The organism is Actinomadura sp. 9N215 (assembly GCF_044326345.1).
Taxonomy (GTDB): Bacteria; Actinomycetota; Actinomycetes; order Streptosporangiales; family Streptosporangiaceae; genus Spirillospora.
In genome coordinates this window covers 156,322-180,833 of record NZ_JBIRBA010000020.1, presented here as the reverse complement: position 1 = coordinate 180,833, position 24,512 = coordinate 156,322, and the positions used below count along the sequence as shown (strand labels likewise).

The following is a 24,512-nucleotide window of genomic DNA, read 5'->3' as shown; positions in this document are numbered from 1 at the left end:
CCGTCGCGCGTCACACGGATGATCAGGAGATCCGGACGGGAATCGAACGGCTTTCCGATCGTCCCTTACCAAGACAGCGACCCGCTCGCCTCGTCCATTGGCAATTCCGCCGGGATGCGCCTAGCCTCTCGGGCATCACTGCGCGGTGTGCCGGCGTCTCGCCGGGCCTCGGGGGATCCCGTGGCGGTGGAGGACGGGCGAGCACTGGAGGTGCGACCGCGTGCAGGCGATCAGTGTTCAGCAGCCCTGGGCTTTCGTGATCGCGCGCGGCGGCAAGACCGTCTCGAACCAGGGACTGCCGACCGCCTACCGCGGCCCGCTCCTGATCCACGCGTCCATGCGCGTCGATCTGAAGGCCTGCGACTCACCGCTCATCCAGGCCGCCGGCTGGGACCCCCGCGACCCCCTCGCCACCATCGGCGCGGTCATCGCCGTGGGCGAGCTCGACCACGTCTGCTCGGCCACCGTCGGCGGCGGCTCCTGCGAGTGCGGCCCCTGGTCAGAGCCCGGGATGCATCATTGGCGGCTTAGCGACGTCCGGGCCCTCCCCCGGCCCAGGGTCGCCCTGGGTCGTCCGGGGCTGTGGGAGCCGAAGCCCACCCTGATCCAGGAGATCACGGCCATGATCACCGCGACCGCCGCGCTCAACCACACCTCCTGAGCCGTCACGGCGCGCCGAGGGCGTCGGCGGCCTGGCGGAGGCGGGCGAACTCGGCGGCAATCCGGTCGATCGGCCACGAGGCGTTGAGGCCGCTCGGATTGGGCAGGACCCACACCTTCGCGGGGCCGAACGCGTCGTCCTGCGGGCCGATCTGGGCGTGGCGGCGGCCGAACGCGGTGCGGTAGGCGGTGACCCCGGCGACGGCCAGGTAGGACGGCCGGTGGCGCTCGACGAGGGCGGCGAGGCGCCGTCCGCCCTCGCGGAGTTCGGCGGCGGTCAGCTCGTCGGCGCGGGCCGTCGTGCGGTGCGCCAGGTTGGTGATGCCGAGGCCGTAGCCGGGCAGGAGGTCCTGCTCGGACGGGTCCAGCAGCCGGTCGGTGAAGCCCGACCGGTGCAGCGCGGGCCAGAACCGGTTGCCGGGACGGGCGAAGTGGAAGCCGGTCGCCCCGGAGTAGAGACCCGGGTTGATGCCGCTGAACAGGACCCGCAGCGTCCCGCCGTCCGGGGGAAGGACGTCGGGGATGACGCGGTCGCGGGCGGCCTCCAGGTCGGCCTTCGTAGGACGCATCAGATCAGGTTACGGACGATGAGCGTCACCGCGGACGTGCCCACGACGGCGAGGAGCGCGAGGCGGAGGCGGCCGGCGTCCAGGTAGCGGCGCAGCGGCCCGGCGGCGAGGAACCCGGCGAGCACGAACGGGAGCAGTTCCAGGCCCGCGGTCACCTGCCGGACGGGGAGCTGCCCGGCGGCGGCGAGCATGGCCAGCGACAGCAGCGCCCCGCCCATGAAGAAGACCGCGAGGGTCGCGCGGACGCGCGGGCCGTCCTCCCGCTGGTAGAGCAGCGCGACCGGCGGCCCGCCGATGCCGGACGCGGTGCCGGCGGCGCCGGAGACGACCCCGGCCGCGGCGAGCGTCCGCCGGGTCCGCGGCACCTCGCGCGACCAGGCGGTGGCGGCCAGCGCGCCGAGGACGATCAGGCCGATCACGATGCCCAGCGCCTGCGTGGGCACGGCCGCGACCAGCAGGACGCCGACCGGCGTCCCCGCGAAGCGGCCGCCGAACGCCCAGCCGATGCCGCGCAGGTCGGCGTGCCCGACCTCCTGCGAGAGCGTCGCGAGGGGCAGGACGGCCGACAGGACGAGGATCGAGCCCGGCATCAGGTCCGGGAACAGCATCGCCAGGATCGGGGTCGCGACCAGCCCGACGCCGAGGCCGACGCTGCCCTGCACGATCGCGCCCATCAGCGCGGCGAGCCCGCCGATCAGCAGAAACTCTAGATCCGGCACGCCGCAGAACGGTACACGCCGGATATCTCGGGCGGACGCGTCGGCGCAGGCCGGAGCCGGTCGCCGCCCTGACCGCCGGTCCGGCCGAATCCGTCGCCGCAACCTGGGATACTCCTGGCAAAATGGTCTTCATGCTGACGGCCTGCCTCGCCTTCGCCGCCGTGGCCGCCCTGGTGACGATCACTCCGGGCGTGGACACGATGCTCGTCCTGCGCACGACCGTGACCGGCGGACGGCGGACGGGGTACCTCGCCGGGGCGGGGGTCGCGTCCGGCCTGCTGTGCTGGGCGGCGGCGAGCGCCGCCGGGCTGACCGCGCTGCTGGCCGCTTCCCGCGTCGCGTTCGACGTGCTGCGCGTCGCGGGCGCCTGCTACCTGCTGGGGCTCGGCGGGCAGGCGCTGTGGAAGGCCCGCCGGAAGGCGCGGGGCTCCGAGGAGGCGCCGGACGCGAGCGTCACCGGCCGCACCGCGCTGCGCACGGGCCTGACCAGCAACCTGCTGAACCCCAAGGTCGGCGTCTTCTACATGAGCATGCTTCCGCAGTTCATCCCGGACGGCGCGCCGACGTTCGGGACGAGCATGCTCTTCGGCGTCATCCACGTCGCGGAGGTGGTGGCGTGGCTGGCGCTGGTCGTCGTGGCGGCGAGCGCGGCGCGGCGCGTCCTGTCCCGGCCTTCGGTGAAGCGCCGCCTGCAGCAGGTCACCGGCGTGGCGTTCATCGGCTTCGGCGTCCGCCTGGCCGTGGAACGCTGAGCGCCGTGGAACGCTGAACGGGCCGCCCCTTCGCGGAGCGGCCCGTTCGCTTGCGCGGCCTACTTGCGGATGAGGTTGCGCAGGACGTACTGGAGGATGCCGCCGTTGCGGTAGTAGTCCGCCTCGCCCGGGGTGTCGATGCGGACGGTCGCGGCGAACTCCCTGCCGTCCGCCTTGACGGTGACCTCGTCGGGGACGCCGCCCGCGTTCATCGCGGTGACGCCGGTGATCTCGAACGTCTCGGTGCCGGTGAGGCCCAGCGACGCGGCGGAGTCGCCGTCCTTGAACTGGAGCGGCAGGACGCCGAGGCCGATGAGGTTCGAGCGGTGGATGCGCTCGTACGACTCGGCGATGACGGCGCGGACGCCGAGCAGCGCCGTGCCCTTCGCGGCCCAGTCGCGCGACGAGCCCGAGCCGTACTCCTTGCCCGCGATGACGACGAGCGGGGTGCCCTGCGCCGCGTAGTTCTGCGCGGCGTCGTAGATGAACGCCTGCGGCGCGCCGTTCCGGGTGAAGTCGCGGGTGTAGCCGCCTTCGACGTCGTCCAGGAGCTGGTTGCGGAGCCGGATGTTGGCGAACGTCCCGCGGATCATGACCTCGTGGTTGCCGCGGCGCGAGCCGTAGGAGTTGAAGTCCTTGACGGCGACGCCGTTGTCCTCCAGGTACCGCGCGGCGGGCGTGCCGGCCTTGATGGACCCGGCCGGGGAGATGTGGTCGGTGGTGACCGAGTCGCCCAGCTTCGCCAGGACCCGCGCGCCGTGGATGTCGGTGACCGGCTCCGGCTCGGCGCTCATGCCGTCGAAGTACGGGGCCTTCCGGACGTACGTGGACGCGGCGTCCCACTCGAACAGGTCGCCGGACGGGATGTCCAGGGCGGCCCAGCGCTGGTCGCCCTTGAAGACGTCGGCGTAGCTCTGCGTGAACATCTCCTGCCCGATGGACGACTCGACGATCGAGGCGACCTCCTCCGGCGCGGGCCAGATGTCGCTCAGGTGGACGGGACCGTCGGCGCCCTCGGCGATCGGGTCGTTGAGGATGTCGACGTCCATCGTCCCGGCCAGCGCGTAGGCGATGACCAGCGGCGGCGACGCCAGGTAGTTCATCTTCACGTCGGGGCTGATGCGGCCCTCGAAGTTGCGGTTGCCGGACAGCACCGCCGTGACCGCGAGGTCGTTGTCGTTGACGGCCTTGGAGATCTCCGGCTGCAGCGGCCCGGTGTTCCCGATGCAGGTCGTGCAGCCGTACCCGACCAGGTTGAAACCGATCTTGTCGAGGTAGGGGGTGAGGCCCGCGCGCTCCAGGTAGTCGGTGACGACCTGCGACCCGGGCGCGAGCGAGGTCTTGACCCACGGCTTGCGGGTCAGGCCCTTCTCGACCGCGTTCTTCGCCAGCAGCGCCGCGCCCACCATCACGTACGGGTTGGACGTGTTGGTGCAGGACGTGATGGCCGCGACGGCGACGTGCCCGTGGTCGAGGTCGAAGCTCGTGCCGTCGTCCAGCGTGACCGGGACGCGCTTGTGCGGACGGCCCGACCCGTCGGCGTCGACGTGGCGGGGCTTGTCCCCGTTGGTCTCATGGCTGATCGCCGGGGTGTCGGAGGCGGGGAAGCTCTCGTTGGACGCCTCGTCCAGCGCGCCGAGAACGCTGGGGACGTAGTTCTGCACGTCCCGCCGCCAGGTCTGCTTCGCGTCCGACAGCGAGATGCGGTCCTGCGGGCGCTTCGGACCGGCCAGCGACGGGACGACCGTCGCGAGGTCCAGCTCCATGTACTCGGAGAACTCCGGCTCCACCGACGGGTCGAGCCACATCCCCTGCGCCTTCGCGTACGCCTCGACGAGCGCGATCTGCTCGTCGCTCCGCCCCGTCAGCCGCAGATAGGTCAGCGTCTCGTCGTCGATCGGGAAGATCGCGCAGGTGGACCCGAACTCGGGGCTCATGTTGCCGATCGTCGCGCGGTTCGCCAGCGGCAGCGCGTGCACGCCCTCGCCGTAGAACTCGACGAACTTGCCGACGACGCCGTGCTCGCGCAGCATCTCCGTGACGGTCAGCACCAGGTCGGTGGCGGTGGTCCCGGCGGGCAGCTCGCCGCTCAGCTTGAAGCCCACCACGCGCGGGATGAGCATCGAGATCGGCTGCCCGAGCATCGCGGCCTCCGCCTCGATGCCGCCGACGCCCCACCCGAGCACGCCGATGCCATTCTCCATCGTCGTGTGCGAGTCGGTGCCGACGCAGGTGTCGGGGTAGGCGACGCCGTCGCGGTCGAACACCACGCGCGCGAGGTGCTCGATGTTCACCTGGTGGACGATCCCGGTGCCGGGCGGGACGACCTTGAACTCGTCGAACGCCGTCTGCCCCCACCGCAGGAACTGGTACCGCTCCCGGTTGCGCTCGTACTCGCGCTGCACGTTGCGCTCGAACGCGTCCGGCGAGCCGAAGTAGTCGACGATGACGGAGTGGTCGATGACCATCTCGGCGGGCGCCAGCGGGTTGATCCTGGCCGCGTCCCCGCCAAGGTCCCGGACGGCCTCGCGCATCGTGGCCAGGTCGACGACGCACGGCACGCCGGTGAAGTCCTGCATGATGACCCTGGCGGGGGTGAACTGGATCTCCTTGCTCGGCTGGGCCTTGGCGTCCCACTGCGCGAGCGCGCGGATGTGGTCGGCCGTGACGTTCGCGCCGTCCTCGGTGCGCAGCAGGTTCTCCAGCAGCACCTTGAGGCTGTACGGGAGACGAGCCGAGCCCTCCACGGCGTCCAGCCGGTAGATGTCGTACGACTTGTCGCCAACCTGCAGCTTGTCAAGGCTGCCGAAGCTGTTCGCGGACACGGACTCCTCCTCCGTCACCACCGCGCGTCCGGTCCGGGACATGAGCGCGCGGGGTTCGTGTCGATCTTCAATCTGCGCCGTCCTCGTCCTGCGCTCCACACGCCGGGAGGGCGGGACACCTTGCTCGCCTACCTTGATCCTGCCCTAGTCCGGCCGCGGACCGGGAATCAGGTCGGCCTAACTTCCGCGAGATTTCTCTTGATGTCAAGCTACCTCAATTTTATCTCGATATCAAGACACTGTGGCGGGACGGCGACGACCGATGAGTTTCGGCGCCCCGGACGGTCTCCCCTATGAACCGTCCAAGGAGGAACACCAAATGGCGACGAAGACGAGCAGCAAGCAGTACGAGCTGGACAAGCAGTTCACGGCATCCCTGCGGAAGAGCCCCGCCAAGGGCGGCTGGACGTACGTGATCTGGCCCGAATCAGCCGAGTTCTTCGGGACGCGGGGCCTGGTCAAGGTCAAGGGCACCGTCGACGGGCACCCGTTCCAGGGCTCGTTCATGGCGCTGGGCGACGGCAATCACAAGCTGGCGGTCAAGGCGGAGCTCCGCGAGGCACTCGGCAAGGAGGCCGGCGACGAGGTCACCGTCCACCTGGTCGAACGCCTCGGCTAGGCCGGAACACCCGCGCCGGCGTGGCAGAGTTGATCTCATGCCCTCCGTCGTGCCGCCGCCCGCTCTCGTCCGGAACGCCGTGGAGACCTGGGGCGCCGACGGCCGGCGCTGGCTGGACGACCTGCCCAAGATCGTGGACGGCGTCGCCCGCGACTGGCGGCTGAACGTCGGCCGGACGTTCGATCTGAGCTACCACTGGGTGGCCGAGGCGACACGGGAGGACGACGGGTCGGCGGCGGTGCTCAAGCTCGGGCCGACGCAGCCGGGCCATCTCGACATCGAGGCGGCGGCGCTCGGGATCTTCGACGGCCGGGGCGCCGTCCGCCTGCTCGAACACGACCCGGCGCGCGGCGCGCTCCTGCTGGAACGCGCCACGCCCGGAACGCTCGCGCGCGACCTCGTCCCGGACCGGGACGAGGAGGCCACGGCCGCGGTGATCGGCGTGGCGCGTCGGCTGCACCGCCCCGCTCCGCCGGACTGCCCGCTGCCGGACCTGTCCACGGAGAGCGCCTCGTTCACCGAGCACCTGCGCCGCTTCCCAGGAGACGACCCGCTGCCGCGCCATCTGGTCGAGCGGGCCGGACGGCTCTTCGACGAGCTGTGCGCCGACGCGGCGGATCGGGTCGTCCTGCATGGCGACCTGCACCACGACAACGTCCTGCGGGCGGATCGCGAGCCGTGGCTGGCGATCGACCCGCACGGCTGGGTGGGCGACCCCGGCTACGAGGCGGGGACCCTGCTCTACAACCCCGACCCGGACGACCGTGACGAAGACCTGCTCAAGCTGATGCCCACGCGCGTCGAGCAGCTGGCGGACGGCTTGGCCCTCCCCCTGGAACGGGTGGAGGCGTGGGGGTTCGTGACGGCCGTCCTCTCCGAGGTCTGGACGGCCGAGGCCTGGACGCCCGACGAGCCGACGGGGACGACCCGGGCCCTGGACGTCGCGCTGCAGCTCCTCCCCCGCCTCTCGTGAGCGGTCAGGCGGGATCGGGGGCCCAGGTGCCGTGGAAGCCGAGCGGCACCCGGACCGGCAGGTGGACGGTCGCGACGGGCTCGCCGGTGAAGTCCTGGGAGGCGATGATGACGAGGTCGGTGGCCTCCCGGCCGGGGTCGAAGGTCAGGGCCATCAGGTAGCCGTCGTCCTCCGCGGCGTCCGGCGCGGACGGCACGAAGGCGGCCTCGCCGACGCCCGACCCGGCGGGGAAGAGCCGGACCTCGGACGACCCGCCCGAGTAGTCGTGCTTCATCAGCGCCTCGCCGGCCCGGTTCTGGACGACGGCCTCCGCGGTCACCGTGTACCCGTACCGGTGCGGGCGCGTGAGGAGCCGCTCGTCCACCCTCGGGAACTCCTGCGCGCGGTCGTCGACGGTCTCCTGATGGACGTGGCGGGCGGCGGGATCGATCGTCCACCTGTCCAGGGTCGGGGGCGGGTTGCCCTCCAGGCGTCCGCCGTGCAGGAAGCTGGGGAAGCGGACGAGGTCCACCACGACGCGACCGCCGTCGTCGTCGTAGGCGTTGAGCGTGTGGAAGACCCAGCAGGGCGGGATGTCGATCCACTGGACGTCAGCGGCGCCGCCGTCGCGCGGCATCAGGCCGACCCGGGCCGGGTGCGCCGGGTTCCAGGCGTACGGGAGGCTCGACCCGTCCTCGACCATCCGCATGGAGAACGTGACGGGCAGGTCGTAGATGACGACGTACTTCTGCGTCAGCGCGAAGTCGTGCACCATCGGGAAGTCCGAGACGGGGATCTCCACCGAGCGGACGATCCGGCCGGACGTGCTCAGGACGGTGTACTCCAGATGCTCCCAGCCGAAGAAGTAGGCGATGGCGTGGAGTTCGCCGGTCTCCGGGTCCTTCTTGGTGTGCGCCGTGTAGCCGCCTTTGAGGGTGCCGCCGAAGTCGCAGGGGCCGAGGGTGCGGAGCTCGTGGTCGAGCCGGTACGGCCTGGACCCGCCCTCGATCAGCGCGAGGGTCTCTCCGGCGTGCTCGATGACGTGGGTGTTGGGCGCGGAGTCGAAGTTCTCGACGACGGGCCCGGCGGGCCAGGGTTCGCCGAGCCGTTCCGCGACGTCCTGCGAGCGGACCCAGCGGTTGCGGTACCACTCGGCGCGTCCGTCGCGGAGCCGGATTCCGTGGATCATGCCGTGGCCGGTGAACCAGTGGTAGGACGCGTCGTCCTCGGGCCCGATGGGTCCGAGCGGGTTGGGGCCGATGCGCAGGTAGCGGCCGCGCAGGCCGGACGGGATGCGCCCGGTGACGGGCAGGTCGCGGGCGGTGATCTCCTCGGTGACGGGCGCGAGGAGTCCTTGCAGGTAGGGATTCTTGAAGCTCGTCATGGTGACCTCACTTCGAGGGGGCGTTACTTCGAGGGGGCGCCGTTTCGAGCGGCGTCGGTTCGAGGGGCGCCGGTGAAGAAGCCGGACGACACGCCGCGCATGAAGGCGTCGAGGACGGCGTCCGCGTCGTGGAGGTGGCCGTCGAGTTCGAGGCTGACGAAGCCGTGGATGCCGGCCCAGAACGACGCCGCCACGTGGCGCGGGTCGGCGTCGATGAGCAGGCCGGCGGCGGCGCAGGCGGCGACGGCGTCCTCCAGGACCGCGTAGGCGGAGGCCGCCGTGGCCAGCGCCTCCTCGCCGGCCTCGAATCCGGGGACGGGCTCGCCGAACATCAGCTTGTAGTAGTTGCGTTCCGCGAGCGCGTTGGCCCGGTACGCGCGGCCGAGTTCGCGCACGTAGTCGCGCGGGTCGGGGTGGTGCGGGACGGCGGCGAGGCGTTGCCGGAACCGTTCGAAGCCCTCGATGTAGAGCGCCTCGGTGAGCCCGGTCTTGCCGCCGAACATCCGGTACAGGACGGTGGTGGAGCAGCCGACCTCGGCGGCGATGCGGCGGAGCGCGAGGGCCTGCGGACCTTCGGCGGCGAGCAGGCGGCTGGCGGCGTCCAGCAGCGTGGTCCGGATGGCCCGGTCGCCCTGCCGCTGGGCCCGCGCGTACGCGCTCGGCGCCGTGCCGCTCCTGGTCATCCGCCCGCGCAGTAACAACGTTTTTGATCCATAACAACGTTATCGCACACCCCAGGCGGAAGGTCAACCTTCGGAGCGTGTTCACCCGGGAACGGTTGCGGCCGGTCACGCGGCGTTTCAAAAACTCCATACCTTGGCCGGAGTTTCTCTAGTGCCGGTCCGGTCGATCTCATGAAGGTGATCATTGAATCGCCCAGGAGCCCCGGCGACCGGGACTCCGACGACCGGGACTCCGCCGGCCTGGACTCCGACCACCGGGAGCCCGGCGGCTGGAGCTTCGACGAGCACGACCGCGCGCTGGACCGGCTCGCCGCGCGGGAGAACTTCCCGGTCGCGGCGCGGCTGCTGCCCGCCAGGCACCGCGCCGGGCTGCGCGCCGTGTACGGCTTCGCGCGGCTCGTCGACGACATCGGCGACGAGGCGCCGCGGGAGCAGCGGGCCAAGCTGCTCGGACTCGTGGACGACGACCTCGACCGCGTGTTCGCCGGGCGGACGCCGAACCTGCCGCAGTTACGGAGCCTGGCCCCGGTGGTGCACGCGAACCGGCTGCCTGAGGAGCCGTTCCGCGATCTCGTCCGGGCCAACCGGCAGGACCAGGTCGTCCACCGGTACGAGACGTTCGGCGACCTGGTCGAGTACTGCGCCCTGTCGGCCGCGCCGGTGGGACGGATCGTCCTGCGGCTGTTCCGCGCGCACCGGCCCGCCCTGGTGGCCGCGTCGGACGACGTGTGCACCGCGCTGCAGGTCATCGAGCACTGCCAGGACGTCGGGGAGGACCACCGCGCCGGGCGGATCTACCTGCCGGGCGAGGATCTCCGCCGGTTCGGCTGCGCCGAGGACGACCTCGCCCGCCCGATGACGCCGACGCGGCTGCGCGGCGTCGTCGCGCTGGAGGCAGGCCGCGCCCGCGACCTGCTGGACCGCGGCGCCGCGCCGCTGATGGCGGGCCTGACGGGCTGGGCGCGGGTCGCCGTCGCGGGCTACGTGGCCGGAGGACGGGCCGCGCTCACCGCGCTGGAGCGCGGCCGCTACGACGTCCTCGCGCATCGGCCGCGCCCGCGGCGGGCGACGTTGCTGACCGGATGGGCACGAGCCCTCGGAAGGGAAGGGGGGAAGCGATGACGGTTTCGGATACCCACGAGCGTTCCGACCAGGTCTTCGAGGCCTATCGGCACTGCGAGCGGGTGGTGCGCGAGGAGGCCCGCAACTTCTCCTACGGGATCCGGCTGATGCCGGTCCCGAAGCGGCGGGCGATGAGCGCGATCTACGCGTTCGCGCGGGGCGTCGACGACATCGGGGACGGCCCCGAGCCGGCGTGCGTGCGCCTCGACCTGCTCGACCGGTCGCGGCGGCGGCTGTCGACGGTGCAGGAGGTGCTGCGGCGGCGAGCGGACGTCGAGGCCCTGGAGGGCCACCCGGTGCTGACCGCGCTGGCGGACGCGGCGGCCCGCTACCCGATCCCGCTGGACGCGTTCGACGAGCTGATCGACGGCTGCGAGGACGACGTCCGCGGCGCCGACTACAAGACGTTCGACGACCTGCTGCGCTACTGCCAGCGGGTCGCGGGGACGGTCGGCCGGCTGTCGCTCGGGGTGTTCGGCTCGGACGGCCGCCAGCGCGCGGAGGGCCTCGCGGACTCGCTCGGCGTCGCGCTCCAGCTCACGAACATCCTGCGCGACCTGCGCGAGGACCGGATGGCGGGCCGGATCTACATTCCGACCGAGGACCTGGAGCGCTTCGACTGCACCCTGGCCCTGGACGACTCCGGCACGTTCGTCGACCCGCCGTGGCGGCTGAACGAGCTGATCGGCTTCCAGGCGGAGCGGGCGCGGGCCTGGTACGCCGAGGGCCTGCGGCTGCTGCCGCTGCTCGACCGCCGCAGCGCGGCCTGCACGGCGGCGATGGCGGGGATCTACCGGCGGCTGCTGGAGAACATCGCGGCGCGCCCTTCGGCCGCGCTGAACTCCCGGGTGTCGCTGCCGACCTGGCAGAAGGCGGTCGTGGCCGCGCGGGCGCTCTCGGGGGTGGAGCGGTGAGGGAGGCGGGGGGATGAGCGTCGTGATCGTGGGCGGCGGGCTCGCGGGGATCAGCGCCGCGATCGCGCTGCAGGAGTCGGGCGTCCCGGTGACGCTCGTGGAGTCCAGGCCGTGGCTGGGCGGCGCCACGCACTCGTTCGGGCGCGGCGAGCTGTGCGTCGACAACGGACAGCACGTCTTCCTGCGGTGCTGCTCGGCGTACCAGGGCCTGCTGCGCAGGCTCCGCGCCGAGCACCTGGTGGACGTGCAGGACCGCTTCGACGTGCCCGTCCTGCGGCCGGGCGCGCGACCGGCCCGGCTGAGGCGCTCCAGTCTGCCCAGCCCGCTGCACCTGCTGCCCGCGCTCGCCGGATACGGGCCGCTCCCCCTCAGGGACAGGCTCCGCGCGATCCGCGCGTCGGCCGGGATGCGGCGGCTCGACCCGGCCGATCCCGCGCTCGACGCCGTCTCGGCCGGGGCGTGGCTGGCCGAACACGGGCAGCGGCCGTGGACGCGGCAGGCGCTGTGGGGGCTGTTCCTCACGTCCGCGCTGAACGCCGAGATCGACGACGCCGCGATGGGCCTGTCGGCGATGGTGTGCCGCCGGGCCCTGTTCGGACGCGCCGACGCCGCCGACATCGGGCTGCCGCTCGTCCCGCTGGAGGAGCTGCACGGCGGGCCCGCGCTGCGGCGGATCGCGGAGATGGGCGGGACGGTCCGGCTGAAGTCCAAGGTGGAGGCGGTCACCACCGACCCGAAGGTCGTGGTGGACGGCGTCCCGATGGCCGCCGACGCGGTGATCCTGGCGGTGCCGCACGAGGCGGCGGCGCGGCTGCTGCCCGCGCAGGCGCTGCCGGACCCGCTGCGCTGGCACGAGCTGGACGCCAGCCCGATCGTGAACGTCCACGTCGTCTACGACCGGAAGGTCATGGACGGGCCGTCCTTCCGTGGGGCCGCCCATGGCCCCCGGCACGCTCCGTTCGCCGCCGCGGTCGGCTCGCCCGTCCAGTGGGTGTTCGACCGGACGGCGGTCAGCGGCCTTCGCGGCGGCCAGTACCTGGCGATCTCGCTGTCGGCGGCCGACCGCTGGATCGACATGCCGACGGCCGAGCTGCGCGCCCGGTTCGTCCCCGAGCTGCGGCGGCTGCTGCCCGCCGCGCGGGGCGCCGACGTCCGGGAGCTGTTCGTGACGCGGGAGCGGCGGGCGACGTTCCGGCAGCGTCCGGGGAGCGCGTCCGCGCGGCCGGGAGCGGCGACGCGGGCGCCCGGCCTGTTCCTGGCCGGGGCGTGGACCGACACGGGCTGGCCGGACACGATGGAGGGCGCGGTGCGCAGCGGCCTGACCGCCGCCCGCCTGGTCCGCCGCCACCTGGAACGCCCCCGAGACCGCGACCTGGAGGGGGTGAGGGGCCGGTGACCACCGTTCCGGTCTCGCTGACCGACGTCCGCGAGCTCGTCGACGGCGCGCTGCGCGCGGCGGTCGGCAGGCTCGATCCGCGCACCTACCGTGTCGCGGCCTACCACCTCGGCTGGACGGACGAGGCAGGCCATCCGCGCAAGACGCCGACCGGCAAGGCGCTCCGTCCGGCGCTCGCACTGCTTTCGGCCCGCGCGGCCTTGGCGCCGCCAGAGAGCGCTCTACCGGGAGCGGTCGCGGTCGAACTCGTCCATGCGTTCTCGCTTCTGCACGACGACATCATGGACGGCGACCGGACCCGGCGACACCGTCCGGCCGCATGGACGGTCTTCGGTGAAGCGTCCGCGATCCTGGGCGGTGACGCGCTTCTCGCGCTCGCGGGTGAGGTTCTGCTGGAGGCGCCTGGACAGGGGTCCGCGCGGGCGGCGCGCGCGCTGTCCGCGACCACGCGGCGGCTGATCGCGGGCCAGTCCCTCGACATGGACTTCGAGACCCGCAAGCACATCGGCGTGGACGAGTGCCTGGCGATGGCGTCCGACAAGACCGCCGCGCTGTTGGCGTGCTCCTGCTCGATCGGGGCCGTCCTGGACGGGGCGCCGGAGCCGCTGTCGGCCGCGCTGGACGCGTTCGGCGCCGACCTCGGCATCGCGTTCCAGCTGGCGGACGACCTGCTCGGCATCTGGGGCGACCCGGCGACGACCGGTAAGCCCGCGCTGTCGGACCTGCGGTCCCGCAAGATGTCGCTGCCCATCGTCGCCGCGCTCAACGCCGGCGGGCCGGAGGCCGCGCAGCTGGCCGAGCTGTACGCGCGCCCCGGCCTCTCCGAGGACGAGCTGGAGCGGGTGGCCGCGCTCGTAGAGGCGGCGGGCGGGCGCGCGTGGGCCGAGCTCGAAGCGGAGAGCCGCATCCAGCGCGCCGCCGAGCATCTGGTGTCCGCCCGGCTGCCCGACCCCGTCCGCGCCGAGTTCCTGCGCATCGCCGACTTCGTCACCCGCCGGGACCACTGATGACGGCGACGGAGGAGACGACCGGAACGCGGACGGCCGGAACGCGGACGGCGGCCGGCGCGCTGGAGGCGGCGCGCGAGCATCTGCTCCTCCTCCAGTCGCCGGAGGGCTGGTGGCAGGGCGAGCTGCAGACGAACGTCACGATGGACGCCGAGGACCTGCTGCTCCGCGAGTTCCTCGGCGTCCGCGACGAGGACGACACGCGCGAGGCGGCCCGCTGGATCAGGTCGCAGCAGGCCCCGGACGGCACCTGGGCCAACTTCCACGGCGGCCCGCCGGAGCTGTCGACGACCGTCGAGGCGTACGTGGCGCTGCGCCTGGCCGGGGACGCGCCGGGCGACGACCACATGGCCCGCGCCGCCGCCTACGTCCGCGGCGAAGGCGGCGTCCCGGCGACGCGCGTGTTCACGCGGTTCTGGCTGGCGATGTTCGGCCGGTGGCCGTGGGACGAGCTGCCGGTGGTGCCGCCGGAGATGATCTTCCTGCCGCGCTGGGTCCCGCTGAACGTCTACGACTTCGCGTGCTGGGCGCGGCAGACGATCGTCCCGCTGACGGTGGTGGCGGCGCTGCGTCCCGTCCGGCCGCTGCCGTTCACGCTGGACGAGCTGTATCCCGGCTACGACGTCCCGCGTCCCGCGCGCCGCCCGCGATCCGGCCGGGACGCGGCGTTCCGGACCCTCGACGCGGCCCTGCACGTGTACGAACGCCGCCCCGTGAAGGCGCTGCGGCGGGCGGCGCTCCGCCGCGCCGCCGAGTGGATCATCGCGCGGCAGGAGCGGGACGGCTCGTGGGGCGGGATCCAGCCGCCGTGGGTGTACTCGCTGCTCGCGCTGCACCTCCTCGGCTACGGGCTCGACCATCCCGTCGTCCGGCGGGGCCTGGACGGCCTCGAACGCTTCACGATCCGCGACGAGAAGGGACGGCGCCTGGAGGCGTGCCAGTCGCCCGTCTGGGACACCGTCCTCGCCATTACCGCGCTCGCCGACGCCGGTCTCCCCACCGGGCACCCCGCCCTGGAGAGGGCGGCCGGCTGGGTGATCCGCGAGGAGGTCAAGGGACCGGGCGACTGGTCGGTGCGCCGCCCGGACCTGCCGCCGGGCGGCTGGGCGTTCGAGTTCGACAACGACTGCTATCCCGACGTCGACGACACGGCCGAGGTGGTCATCGCGCTGAACCGCGTCCAGCATCCGCTGGCCGAGCCGGCGATCGAGCGCGGCGTCCGGTGGATGGCCGGGATGGTCTCGCGGGACGGCGGGTTCGCCGCGTTCGACGCCGACAACACCCGCACGCTGTGCCGCGAGCTGCCGTTCTGCGACTTCGGCGAGGTGATCGACCCGCCTTCGGCGGACGTCACCGCGCACGTGATCGAGGCGATGGCGCACCGCGGCATGGCCGACTCGCTCCTGGTCAAGCGGGCGGTGGTCTGGCTGCTCAAGGCGCAGGAACCGGACGGCTCGTGGTTCGGCCGCTGGGGCGCCAACCACGTGTACGGGACGGGCAGCGTCGTGCCCGCGCTGATCGCGGCGGGCGTCCGTCCGGAGAAGCCCGTGATCCGGGACGCGGTCGGCTGGCTGGAGCGGCACCAGCGCGACGACGGCGGCTGGGGCGAGGACCTGCGGTCCTACCGCGACCGGTCGTGGGTCGGGCACGGGACGTCGACGGCGTCGCAGACCGCGTGGGCGCTGCTCGCGCTGCTCGCCGCCGGTGAACGCGGGGAGTCCGTCGAGCGCGGCGTCCGGTGGCTCGTCGAGCGGCAGCGCGAGGACGGCACCTGGGACGAGGACCACTTCACCGGCACCGGATTCCCCGGCGACTTCTACATCAACTACCACCTGTACCGCCTGGTGTTCCCCCTCAGCGCGCTGGGCCGCTACCTGAAGGGTTCGTGAAGAGATGGCGATGCCACTGCGCCAGGGCCTGCGCATCGGCGGCTACGTCCTGCGCAACAAGCTCCGCGGCCGCACCCGGTTCCCGCTGATCGTCGAGCTGGAGCCGCTGTACGCGTGCAACCTGGCGTGCGCGGGCTGCGGGAAGATCCAGCACCCGGCGGACGTGCTGAAGCAGCGGATGCCGGTCGAGCAGGCGGTCGCGGCGATCCGCGAGTGCGGCGCGCCGATGGTGTCGATCGCGGGCGGCGAGCCGCTGATGCACCCCCAGATCGGGGAGCTGGTGGCCGAGCTGATCAGGATGAAGCGGTACGTGTTCCTGTGCACGAACGCGGCGCTCATCCCGAGGAAGATCGACCAGTTCGCGCCGTCCCGGTACTTCGCGTGGGCGGTGCACATCGACGGGCTGCGGGAGCGGCACGACGCGTCCGTCTGCAAGGAGGGCGTGTTCGACCAGGCCGTGGACGCGATCAGGCTCTGCCAGGAGCGCGGTTTCCGGGTCACGACGAACACGACGGTCTTCAACACCGACACGCCGCAGACGGTGATCGACGTCCTCGACCACCTCAACGACGACCTCCGCGTCGACCAGATGATGATCTCGCCCGCGTACGCGTACGAGAAGGCGCCCGACCAGGAGCACTTCCTCGGCGTGAAGGAGACGCGGGAGCTGTTCCGCAAGGCGTTCGCCGGCGGCCGGCGCAAGCGCTGGCGGTTCAACCACTCGCCGCTGTTCCTCGACTTCCTGGAGGGGAAGGTCGACTTCCCGTGCACGGCGTGGGCGATCCCGTCGTACTCGCTGAAGGGCTGGCAGCGGCCCTGCTACCTGATGGACGACGGCCACACCGCCACCTACCAGGAGCTTCTCGACACCACCGACTGGACCGCCTACGGGCGCGGACGCGACGACCGCTGCGCGAACTGCATGGCGCACTGCGGCTACGAGCCGACCGCCGTGTTCGCGACGATGGGCTCGCTCAAGGAGTCGCTGCGCGCGATGCGCAGCCTCTGATCACCCTGATCACTTCGGCCGCTCCGGTCGTTCCGGTCGTTCCGGCTCGTCGCGGAGTTCCTCGATGACGTCGAGGACGGCGTCCATCAGCGCGTCGGCGTCGTCCGCGAGGCCGGGGTCGAGCGAGAGCCCGAAGCACAGCTCGCGGTCGACGCCGAGCGCGGCGATCGCGAACGGCGCGCCGGGCGCGAGCGGGACGATCGGGTACACGGCGGTGAGCGGGGCCCCGGCGAGCCGCAGCATCTTGTCGGGGCCGGGGAGGCTCGACACGGTGCCCTGCAGGAAGCGGCCGCTGTAGGCCATCCGCGCGAACCGGGCGTGCAGGGGCACGGGCATGAGCCGTCCCGCCTGCCACATCACGGTCCACGCGGCCTGCGCCCTGGTGCCGGACCGCAGCACGCGGCTCCGCCTGGTGATCAGCGCGAGCCGGTCGGTCTCGGACATCTTCCCGATCGGCAGGTCGACCATGACGGCGGTGGTGTGGTTGCCGACCATCGCGCTGCCGGGCGGCCGCATCATCAGCGGGACGGCGACGCGGCAGGTGCCGGGGCGGCCGTCGTCCTCGCTGACGACGCGGTTCAGCGCGCCCGCGACCGCGCACAGCACGACGTCGGTGACCCGCGCGCCGTAGCGGCGGCCCACCTCCCGGACGGTCGCGAGCGGCAGATGCATGGTGCTGTACCGGCGTTCGGACGTCCCCGCGGCGGGCAGGCGGTCGGGGGGCGCGACGTCCACGGCGAGCTGGCTCAGCCCGACCACGGTGGCGAGCGCCTTGCGGAACGGCCTGCGCGGGAGGCGGCCGGTGAACGGCTCGGGCGGCGGGTCCATCAGGTAGACGGCCTGCGCCACGATGCCGACGCCGTCGGCGACCACGTGATGCATCAGGTACACGACGGCGGTGCGGCCGGGTTCGGCGCCCTTCATCACGACCATGCGCCACGGGGGCCGGTCCAGGGGCAGCCCTTGCGACTGGAGTTCGGCGACCGCGGCGCGCAGGCCGGGCATGCCGTCGACGTGCCGTTCGGCGACGTGCCATTCCCAGTCGACCGGGCCGTGGTCGCGCCAGACGGGACGGCGCCACCGGCCCCGCCGGACGAGCCGCTGCCGGAACCGCGGCAGCCCGCCCAGCCGCTCCTCGATCACGCGGACGAGGTCGGCGCGGCCGACGTCCTTCCGCGAGCTGTCCAGCATGATCACGCCACCGGCCTGCTGCGGGGCCTCGGGCGTCTCCACGGCGAGGAAGAACGCGTCGGGGCCCTGGGCCCGCGCGGGCGCCGGACGGGCGACGCGCTCCGCCACGAACACGGCCGCGAAGACGTACGGCACGGCGATGATCGCGTCCAGGATGTAGTGGTTCGCGGTGGCGAGGATGACGTACAGGGTGACGAGGACGTGCGCCGCATTCAGCACCTGCACCCAGCGCCTGGCGTGCACGCGCGCGAGCTCGACGCCGACCCAGAGCGTCCAGCCCATGTGCAGCGACGGCACGGCGGCGAACTTGTCGGCGTGCTCGACCAGCGGCGACCCCCACGATCCCCAGGTGCGGCCCTGCAGGACGGTGTCGACGAACCCGAGGTCGGGCATCAGCCGCGGCGGCATGACGGGGTACAGCGCGAACGTCGCGAGGCCGCCGAGGTTGAGCAGGATGAACGCGTTGCGGGCCGTCCGGTACCGCTCGGGATGCCGGACGAACAGCCAGACCAGCAGGGCCAGCGCGCTCGCGATGTAGGTGATCGCGTACTCGTAGTTCGCCAGCACCCGCAGCACCGACTGGTTCGCGAGCCAGCCGTTGAGACCGAGCTCGACGTCGAGGCGCAGCGACTTCTCCAGATTGAAGATCGCCTCGCCGTGCGCGCGGGCCGTCGCCGTCCTGCCCCCCTCGGGGAGCCTGGTGACCAGGGCGTACAGCGAGAAGAGCAGCAGCCCGACCAGCAGCTCGCGGCGGACGCGCAGGCTGGGGCGCGGCGTGTCGGGGGTGAACACCGCGTCCCTCGCGGTCACCGCTTCGTGTGTGCCCATCGTCCTCCTCATACGCCTGTTACCCAGGTTTCCTGGCGATCAGACGGCGATGACCGGATTCAAGGATCATGCCCGGATCCGGCGCCCGGATCCCGGGGAACCATCTGGCGCGGCCGTGCGTCTTCGATATATCGTTGTCGTATCGCGAGAGCTCATAGAGAGCTCTCAGAAGGTGGTGGAGAACATGGGTCACATGCATGGCCGCGGCCCCTGGCGCGACTTCCCGTTCGGCGCGCTGTTCGGCGGCGGTCCCGGTCCCGGGCCGTGGGGCCCGCCGGGCGGGTTCGGCTTCGGGCCGGGGCCGCGTCCGCCCTGGGCGCGCGGGCGCGGCGGGCCGTGGGGGCGGGGCGCCAAGGCGCGCAAGGGGAACGTCCGCGCGGCGATCCTCGTGCTGCTCGCCGAGGAGCCGCGCAACGGCTACCAGATCATCCAGGAGATCAACGAGCGCAGCGACGGCGCGTGGAAGCCGAGCCCCGGCGCGGTCTACCCGGCGCTCCAGCAGCTCGTGGACGAGGGCCTGATCGCGGGCGAGGAGTCCGGCGGGCGCCGGTCGTTCCACCTGACCGACGAGGGCCGCGCCCACGTCGAGGAGAACGCCGAGCGGCTGGCCGAGCCATGGGCGGAGATGACGCCCGAGTTCGGCGAGGGCGTTCCCGAGCTGTTCAGGCAGGCCGCGCAGACGGGGGCGGCGGTGATGCAGATCGTCCACTCCGGCTCGCCGGAGCAGGTCGACCGGGCCAAGGACGTCCTGTCCGACACGCGGCGGAGCCTCTATCGCATCCTCGCCGACGACGACACCGAACTGGCAGACACCGATGACGCCGACGGCGACGGCGACGACGACGGCGGGCCGACGGCCGCGAACACCGGGGAGTGACCATGGCACGCCAGGATGAGATCCGGATCGGCGACGCCGAGCGCGACGCGGTCATGCTCGCCCTGCACGACCATTTCGCCGCGGGCCGCCTCGACGCCGGCGAGCTGGACGAGCGCCTCGACGCCGTGCTGTCCGCCAAAACGCGCGGCGACCTGCGCCCGCTCGTCCGCGATCTGCCGGACCCGACCGGGCTGCCCGAGCCCGAGACGGCGGCGCCCGAAGTCCCGTGGCAGCAGGGCGCGGCCGTCATGTTCGGCGGGCCGGGGCACCCCGCGTGGGGGCACCGTCACATGCGGCGCCATCACCACGGGCCGCACTTCAAGGCGTTCCCGCTGCTGCTCGCGGTGTTCCTGGTGCTGACGTTCACGATCGGGCCGGGCGCGGGGTTCCTCGCCGTCCTGCAGATCGCGCTGGCCATCTGGGTGATCCGCGCCGTGCTGCTGGCCGTCGGGGTCCGCCGGTCCCGCACGCGTGCCTGACGCGGGGCTCAGCGCAGGCCCGCGTCGCGGGCGACGAGCCCCGCCTGGGTGCGGTTGGCGCAGCCCAGCTTGTCGAGCAGCCGGGACACGTGGCCCTTGACGGTGGCCTCGCTGAGGTGGAGCCGTCCGGCGATCTGCGCGTTGGACAGGCCCTCGCCGAGGCAGGCCAGCACCTGCGTCTCCCGTCCGGTGAGGCCGCCGACGAGGGCCCGGGTCCGGTCGCGGTCGGTCGCGCGCGCGTCCGCCGTGCCGAGCAGCCGCATCGTCGCGGCCGCCGACATGACGGTGTGCCCGTCGGCGGCGACCCGGACGAGCTTCACCAGGTCCTCCGGCGGCGTCGACTTCAGCAGGAAGCCCGCCGCGCCCGCCCGCAGCGCGCGGATGACGTACTCGTCGGCGTCGAACGTCGTCAGCGCGACCACGACGGGCGGTGAGCGCAGCGCGGCGATCCGCTCGATGGCGGCGAGGCCGTCCACGCCCGGCATCCGCAGGTCCATGAGCACCACGTGCGGCCGGTGGCGGACGACGGCCTCCACCCCGGCGGCCCCGTCGTGCGCCTCCCCCACCACCTCGACGTCGTCGGCCGCGCCGAGGATGGTGCGCAGGTGCGCGCACACCATCGGCTCGTCGTCCACCAGCAGGACCGTGATCACGGGTTCGCCACCGGGACGTAGGCGGGCAGGGACGCCTCGACCTGGAACCCGTCCAGGTGCGGACCGGCCGTGAACGTCCCGCCGATCAGCTCGACGCGTTCGCGGAGGCCGGCGAGGCCCATCCCGGAACCGCTGGCCGCGAGCTCGGCGTCCGGTTCGCGCGACGCCGCCGCGTTGCGGACGGTCAGCGTCACGCCGTCGGCGCGGTAGCGGACGTCCACGTGGACGGCCGCGCCCGGCGCGTGCTTGCGCGCGTTGGTCAGCGCCTCCTGGACGACCCGGTACGCGGTGCGCCCCACGGCGGGCGACGCGGACGGCGGGTCGCCGTGCTCGGCCAGCTCGACCGCGACGCCGACCGCCGCCGACTCGGCGACCAGCGCCGACAGGTCGGGCAGATCGGGCTGCTCAGGCGGGCCGGACGGGCCGGGCAGAGGGCCGGAGCCCGCGGTGTCGCCGCGGCGCAGGAGGCCGATCACGTCGCGGAGCTCTTCGAGGGCCTGGCAGCCGGTGCCGCGCAGCGCCTCGGCCGCCTCGCGGGTCGGCTCGTCCGGCGCCCGGACGCGCAGCGCCCCCGCCTGGAGCACCATCAGCGTCACCCGGTGCGCGACGACGTCGTGCATCTCGGCGGCGAGCCGGGCGCGCTCCTCCGCGCGGGCCCGCTCGGCCAGCAGGTGCCGCTCGCGCTCGGCCCGCTCCGCCCGCTCGGTGAGCGCCTGCACCACGCGCCGGCGGGCCGCCGCGTACATGCCGATCAGCGCCGCGACCGCGACGACGCCGACACTGCGGAACACCAGCGCCTCGACGCTGTCGCTCTCCTGTGCCGAGAACCGCCGCATCGCGGCGGCGGGGAGGATCTCGCTCAGGCCGCCGCCGACCAGGACGAGCATCGCGGCGACGGGCAGCGCGCGGATCCAGACCGGGCGGGCGCCGTCGCGCGGGAACGCCATCGCCGCGTACGCGGCGAGCGGCGCGGTGGGCGTCCACCACACCGGCGGCCTGAGGGTGTGGTCGGCGTCCACGCGCAGCAGCGTGCCCGGCGCGGCCTGCTCGACGATCCACACCAGGGCGGCGAGGGCGGCGGTGAGCCACGCGACCGTCATCGGGGCGCGGCGCCGGAACGCCAGCGCCAGCGCGGGAATCAGGAACAGCGCAGCCGTCGCGCCGCCGTGCGGGCGGACGATCGTGCCTCCGTCCCCGCCGAGGCTCAGCGCCACGCCGGACGCGACGACGACGGCGTCGGCGGTCAGGTCGCGGGCCCGTCCGGGCGGGAGGAGCCGCGCCAGCGCGGAACGCGGCGATGACATGCGCACAAGGACACGGTACGCACCCGGACGCGATGCGCGACCCCTACGAAAGTCGCGTCCCGGAGACCGTTCGTAGGGCACGGACACGACGATTCGCGCTGCCGGGCGGCGTCCAGGACGGGCTGGAATCGGTCGCATGATGTACAAGCTCGTGCTCCGCGGCCTCGTCGCGCACCGCGCCCGCCTGCTGCTGTCGACGGTCGCGGTGGTCGCCGGCGTCGCGTTCGTCGCCGGGACGCTGATCTTCTCCGCCACGCTGGACCGCTCGTTCGACCGGGCCTTCGACGACCTCGGCCGCGGCACGGACGTGATCGTCCGGACGGACCGGGCGTTCGAGCCGGGCCTCGGCGAACGGGCGCCGGAGCGTCCCGTGCCGGAATCGGTGCTGGCGGCCGTCCAGGGCGTGGACGGGGTGGCGAAGGCGCACGGCGTCGTCACCGGGTTCGCCGCCGTCGTCGACCGGCGTGGCACGATCGTCGGGGCGGAGCCGCAGCAGGGCGTGGCGTGGGACGGCGACCCCGACCTGTCGCTGCCGCGTCTCACGTCCGGGGCGCCGCCCGCCGCGCCCGACGAGGTCGCGATCGACGTCACGACCGCCGCCGACGCCGGATACCGCGTCGGCGACCGGGTCACGGTGGCGCTGCTGTCGGGCACGCGCGCGTTCCGGCTGACGGGCCTGTTCGAGGTCGGCGACTCGGCGCTGAGCGACCAGCTGTCGATGACCGCGTTCGCGCCGGACGCCGCGCGGCGACTGCTGTCCGACAAGCCGGGAACGTACGCGCGGATCGTCGCGCACGCCGACGACGGCGTCTCGCAGGAGCGCCTCCGGGACGCGGTCGCGGCCTCGCTCCCGCCCGGCGTCGAGGCGATCACCGGACGGGAGGCCACCGCCGAGCAGGCCGCGTCGTTCACGGAGATCCTCAAGATCCTGCGGACGTTCCTGCTGGTCTTCGCCGTGATCGCGGTGTTCGTCGGCTCGTTCATCATCTTCAACACGTTCGCGATGCTGGTCAGCGGGCGGGTGCGGGAGCTGGCGCTGCTGCGCGCGGTCGGCGCGTCGCGCGGGCAGGTGACGCGGTCGGTGCTCGGCGAGGCGGCCGGGGTCGGGCTGGCGGGCTCCACGCTGGGCCTTGCCGCGGGCGCGGGCGTCGCGGCCGGGCTGGCGCGGCTGATGACCGTCGTCACGGGCGGCGAGGAGCTGCCGTTCGGGACGCTGGTCGTGCCCGCCCCGGCGGTGCTCGCGTCCTACGGGGTCGGGACGGTCGTCACGCTGGCCGCCGCGTTCGTCCCGGCGCGGCGCGCGTCGCGGATCCCGCCCGTCGCGGCGCTCCGCGAGGGGAAGACGGCGCCGCGCCCGCTGCGGGGCCGGACGCTGTGCGGCGGCGCGGCGCTCGCGGCGGGCGGCGCCCTGGCCGCCGCCGGTCTCGCGGCGGACGGGACGACGGCGCTCACCCTCGCCGGGACGGGCGCGATGGCGCTGTTCGCGGGGGTCGTCGTGGTGTCGCCCGCGCTCAGCCGTCCGGTCGTGCGCGTCCTGGCCTGGCCGTTCGCCCGGTTCGGCGGGAGCGCGGGCCGGATGGGCGCCCGGAACGCGCTGCGCGACCCCCGGCAGACGGCGGCGACGGCGTCCGCGCTGATGATCGGGCTCGCGCTGATCGCGACGGTGTCGGTGATCGTCCAGTCGATGGCGTCGTCGGTGGACCGGCAGCTCGACGCGGGCCTCACCGCCGACTACCAGGTCACCGGCCGGAGCCAGATCACGCCGGTCGCCGCGGAGGCGGCGGGCGCGGTGGCGGGCGTGGACGGCGTGCGCTCGGCGATCCCGATCCGGACGGCGCGGTTCGAGCTGGACGGGTCCGTGCGGACGGCGACGGCGGGCGCCCCCGGCGAGCTGCTCGCCCATTTCCGCCTGCCGCTCCAGGACGGGACGCCCGCCGTGCGCGGAGACGAGCTGCTCGTCGGCCGCAGCGTCGCGAAGTCGCGGGCCTGGACGGTCGGCACCGCCATCCCGGGCCGCTACCAGGACGGGACGCGCCGGACGTTCCGCGTCGCCGGGATCTACGCCGACCGGCCGTCCGTCACGCCGTCCGCCCCGTCCATGATCATCGACTGGGCGGGCTACCGGACGCGCGAACCGGACGCCCCGATCGACCGCATCGAGGTGAACACCGCGACCGCGGACCGGACGGCGCTGGAGGCGGCGCTCGCGCCCTGGCCCAACCTGGACCTGAAGGACCGCGCCCAGGTCAAGGACGACGCCGCCGGGGACATCGGCATGTTCCTCAACCTCGTCCTCGGGCTGCTGGTGCTGTCCGTCCTGGTCGCGGCGCTCGGCATCGTCAACACGCTCGCGCTCGCCGTCACCGAGCGGACGCGGGAGATCGGCATGCTCCGCGCCGTCGGCATGCAGCGCCGCCAGCTCCGCCGGATGATCCGCTACGAGGCGGTCGTGGTGTCGCTGTTCGGCGCGGCGGCCGGGGTCGGGACGGGCGTCGTGCTCGGGGTCGTCCTGCAGCACGTGATGGCGGAGGGGGACGGCGGCATGGAGGTCCTCGCGATCCCGTACGCGCGGCTGGCGGTGTGCGTCGCCGCGGCGGCGCTGATCGGGGTCGTCGCCGCCGTGTGGCCCGCGCGCCGCGCCGCCCGCATGAACGTGCTGCAGGCGATCGCGACAGAGTAG

The 24,512-nt window shown here is 73.4% G+C and carries 21 protein-coding genes; 13 read left to right on the top strand and 8 right to left on the bottom strand.

Going from position 1 to position 24,512, the window contains the following annotated elements; translation table 11 throughout:
- Positions 1-220: 220 nt before the first annotated feature.
- On the top strand, positions 221-661 hold the full coding sequence (locus ACH34T_RS29715) for a hypothetical protein (RefSeq protein ID WP_396024235.1): 441 nt from the start codon (positions 221-223) through the stop codon (positions 659-661).
- 4 nt (positions 662-665) lie between these two features.
- Here the strand turns inward: ACH34T_RS29715 and mug are convergent, their stop codons facing one another.
- Together mug and ACH34T_RS29705 are read right to left on the bottom strand one after the other, a co-directional pair.
- Positions 666-1,229: a G/U mismatch-specific DNA glycosylase gene (mug, locus tag ACH34T_RS29710; RefSeq protein ID WP_396024234.1), complete on the bottom strand. Its 564-nt coding sequence runs from the start codon at positions 1,227-1,229 to the stop codon at positions 666-668.
- Positions 1,229-1,948, bottom strand: a complete 720-nt coding sequence (locus tag ACH34T_RS29705) for a sulfite exporter TauE/SafE family protein (RefSeq protein ID WP_396024233.1) — start codon at positions 1,946-1,948, stop codon at positions 1,229-1,231. The genes mug and ACH34T_RS29705 overlap by 1 nt, the downstream gene beginning before the upstream one ends.
- A 131-nt stretch (positions 1,949-2,079) precedes the next feature.
- Here ACH34T_RS29705 and ACH34T_RS29700 point away from each other — a divergent pair, with 131 nt between their 5' ends.
- Positions 2,080-2,700, top strand: a complete 621-nt coding sequence (locus ACH34T_RS29700) for a LysE family translocator (protein WP_396024232.1) — start codon at positions 2,080-2,082, stop codon at positions 2,698-2,700.
- Between the two features lie 59 nt (positions 2,701-2,759).
- Here ACH34T_RS29700 and acnA read toward each other — a convergent pair whose 3' ends face one another.
- The gene (gene acnA / locus ACH34T_RS29695; RefSeq protein WP_396024231.1) at positions 2,760-5,525 is read right to left on the bottom strand and encodes an aconitate hydratase AcnA; all 2,766 of its coding nucleotides are present in this window, start codon (positions 5,523-5,525) and stop codon (positions 2,760-2,762) included.
- 319 nt (positions 5,526-5,844) lie between these two features.
- Here acnA and ACH34T_RS29690 point away from each other — a divergent pair, with 319 nt between their 5' ends.
- Both ACH34T_RS29690 and ACH34T_RS29685 read left to right on the top strand, forming a co-directional pair.
- Positions 5,845-6,144: a DUF1905 domain-containing protein gene (locus tag ACH34T_RS29690; protein ID WP_396024230.1), complete on the top strand. Its 300-nt coding sequence runs from the start codon at positions 5,845-5,847 to the stop codon at positions 6,142-6,144.
- Positions 6,145-6,181: 37 nt separating this feature from the next.
- Positions 6,182-7,117, top strand: coding sequence for an aminoglycoside phosphotransferase family protein (locus tag ACH34T_RS29685; protein WP_396024229.1), 936 nt, complete (start codon positions 6,182-6,184; stop codon positions 7,115-7,117).
- A 4-nt stretch (positions 7,118-7,121) separates the two neighbouring features.
- Here the strand turns inward: ACH34T_RS29685 and ACH34T_RS29680 are convergent, their stop codons facing one another.
- Positions 7,122-8,480 (bottom strand): carotenoid oxygenase family protein, encoded by a 1,359-nt coding sequence (locus ACH34T_RS29680; RefSeq protein ID WP_396024228.1) that lies wholly within the window; start codon positions 8,478-8,480, stop codon positions 7,122-7,124.
- Between the two features lie 23 nt (positions 8,481-8,503).
- Positions 8,504-9,163 (bottom strand): TetR/AcrR family transcriptional regulator, encoded by a 660-nt coding sequence (locus tag ACH34T_RS29675; RefSeq protein WP_396024227.1) that lies wholly within the window; start codon positions 9,161-9,163, stop codon positions 8,504-8,506.
- Positions 9,164-9,334: 171 nt separating this feature from the next.
- On the opposite strand from ACH34T_RS29675, the gene hpnC reads away from it, so the two are divergent.
- Genes hpnC through hpnH form a run of 6 tightly spaced genes read left to right on the top strand, consistent with a single transcriptional unit; the run spans position 9,335 to position 16,500 of the window.
- Positions 9,335-10,285, top strand: coding sequence for a squalene synthase HpnC (gene hpnC, locus ACH34T_RS29670; protein ID WP_396024226.1), 951 nt, complete (start codon positions 9,335-9,337; stop codon positions 10,283-10,285).
- Entirely contained in the window at positions 10,282-11,199 is a 918-nt protein-coding gene (hpnD, locus tag ACH34T_RS29665) for a presqualene diphosphate synthase HpnD (protein WP_396024225.1), read from the top strand. Before hpnC ends, hpnD begins: the two co-directional genes overlap by 4 nt.
- Positions 11,200-11,212: 13 nt before the next feature.
- Positions 11,213-12,595: a hydroxysqualene dehydroxylase HpnE gene (gene hpnE, locus ACH34T_RS29660; RefSeq protein ID WP_396024224.1), complete on the top strand. Its 1,383-nt coding sequence runs from the start codon at positions 11,213-11,215 to the stop codon at positions 12,593-12,595.
- Positions 12,592-13,602, top strand: coding sequence for a polyprenyl synthetase family protein (locus tag ACH34T_RS29655; protein WP_396024223.1), 1,011 nt, complete (start codon positions 12,592-12,594; stop codon positions 13,600-13,602). Before hpnE ends, ACH34T_RS29655 begins: the two co-directional genes overlap by 4 nt.
- The gene (gene shc / locus ACH34T_RS29650; protein WP_396024222.1) at positions 13,602-15,491 is read left to right on the top strand and encodes a squalene--hopene cyclase; all 1,890 of its coding nucleotides are present in this window, start codon (positions 13,602-13,604) and stop codon (positions 15,489-15,491) included. The genes ACH34T_RS29655 and shc overlap by 1 nt, the downstream gene beginning before the upstream one ends.
- A 10-nt stretch (positions 15,492-15,501) precedes the next feature.
- Positions 15,502-16,500, top strand: coding sequence for an adenosyl-hopene transferase HpnH (gene hpnH / locus ACH34T_RS29645; RefSeq protein WP_396024221.1), 999 nt, complete (start codon positions 15,502-15,504; stop codon positions 16,498-16,500).
- Between the two features lie 9 nt (positions 16,501-16,509).
- Here the strand turns inward: hpnH and ACH34T_RS29640 are convergent, their stop codons facing one another.
- Positions 16,510-18,519 carry a phosphatase PAP2 family protein gene (locus ACH34T_RS29640; RefSeq protein WP_396024220.1) on the bottom strand — a complete coding sequence of 670 codons (2,010 nt, stop codon included), beginning with the start codon at positions 18,517-18,519 and terminating at the stop codon, positions 16,510-16,512.
- Positions 18,520-18,703: 184 nt separating this feature from the next.
- On the opposite strand from ACH34T_RS29640, the gene ACH34T_RS29635 reads away from it, so the two are divergent.
- Entirely contained in the window at positions 18,704-19,396 is a 693-nt protein-coding gene (locus ACH34T_RS29635; RefSeq protein WP_396024219.1) for a PadR family transcriptional regulator, read from the top strand.
- 2 nt (positions 19,397-19,398) lie between these two features.
- Positions 19,399-19,875 carry a DUF1707 domain-containing protein gene (locus ACH34T_RS29630; RefSeq protein ID WP_396024218.1) on the top strand — a complete coding sequence of 159 codons (477 nt, stop codon included), beginning with the start codon at positions 19,399-19,401 and terminating at the stop codon, positions 19,873-19,875.
- Positions 19,876-19,883: 8 nt separating this feature from the next.
- On the opposite strand, the gene ACH34T_RS29625 is transcribed toward ACH34T_RS29630, so the two are convergent.
- Together ACH34T_RS29625 and ACH34T_RS29620 are read right to left on the bottom strand one after the other, a co-directional pair.
- Complete coding sequence (locus tag ACH34T_RS29625; RefSeq protein WP_396024217.1) at positions 19,884-20,528, bottom strand: response regulator; 645 nt, start codon at positions 20,526-20,528, stop codon at positions 19,884-19,886.
- Entirely contained in the window at positions 20,525-21,832 is a 1,308-nt protein-coding gene (locus ACH34T_RS29620; RefSeq protein WP_396024216.1) for a sensor histidine kinase, read from the bottom strand. The genes ACH34T_RS29625 and ACH34T_RS29620 overlap by 4 nt, the downstream gene beginning before the upstream one ends.
- 136 nt (positions 21,833-21,968) lie before the next feature.
- On the opposite strand from ACH34T_RS29620, the gene ACH34T_RS29615 reads away from it, so the two are divergent.
- Positions 21,969-24,512, top strand: coding sequence for an ABC transporter permease (locus ACH34T_RS29615; RefSeq protein ID WP_396024215.1), 2,544 nt, complete (start codon positions 21,969-21,971; stop codon positions 24,510-24,512).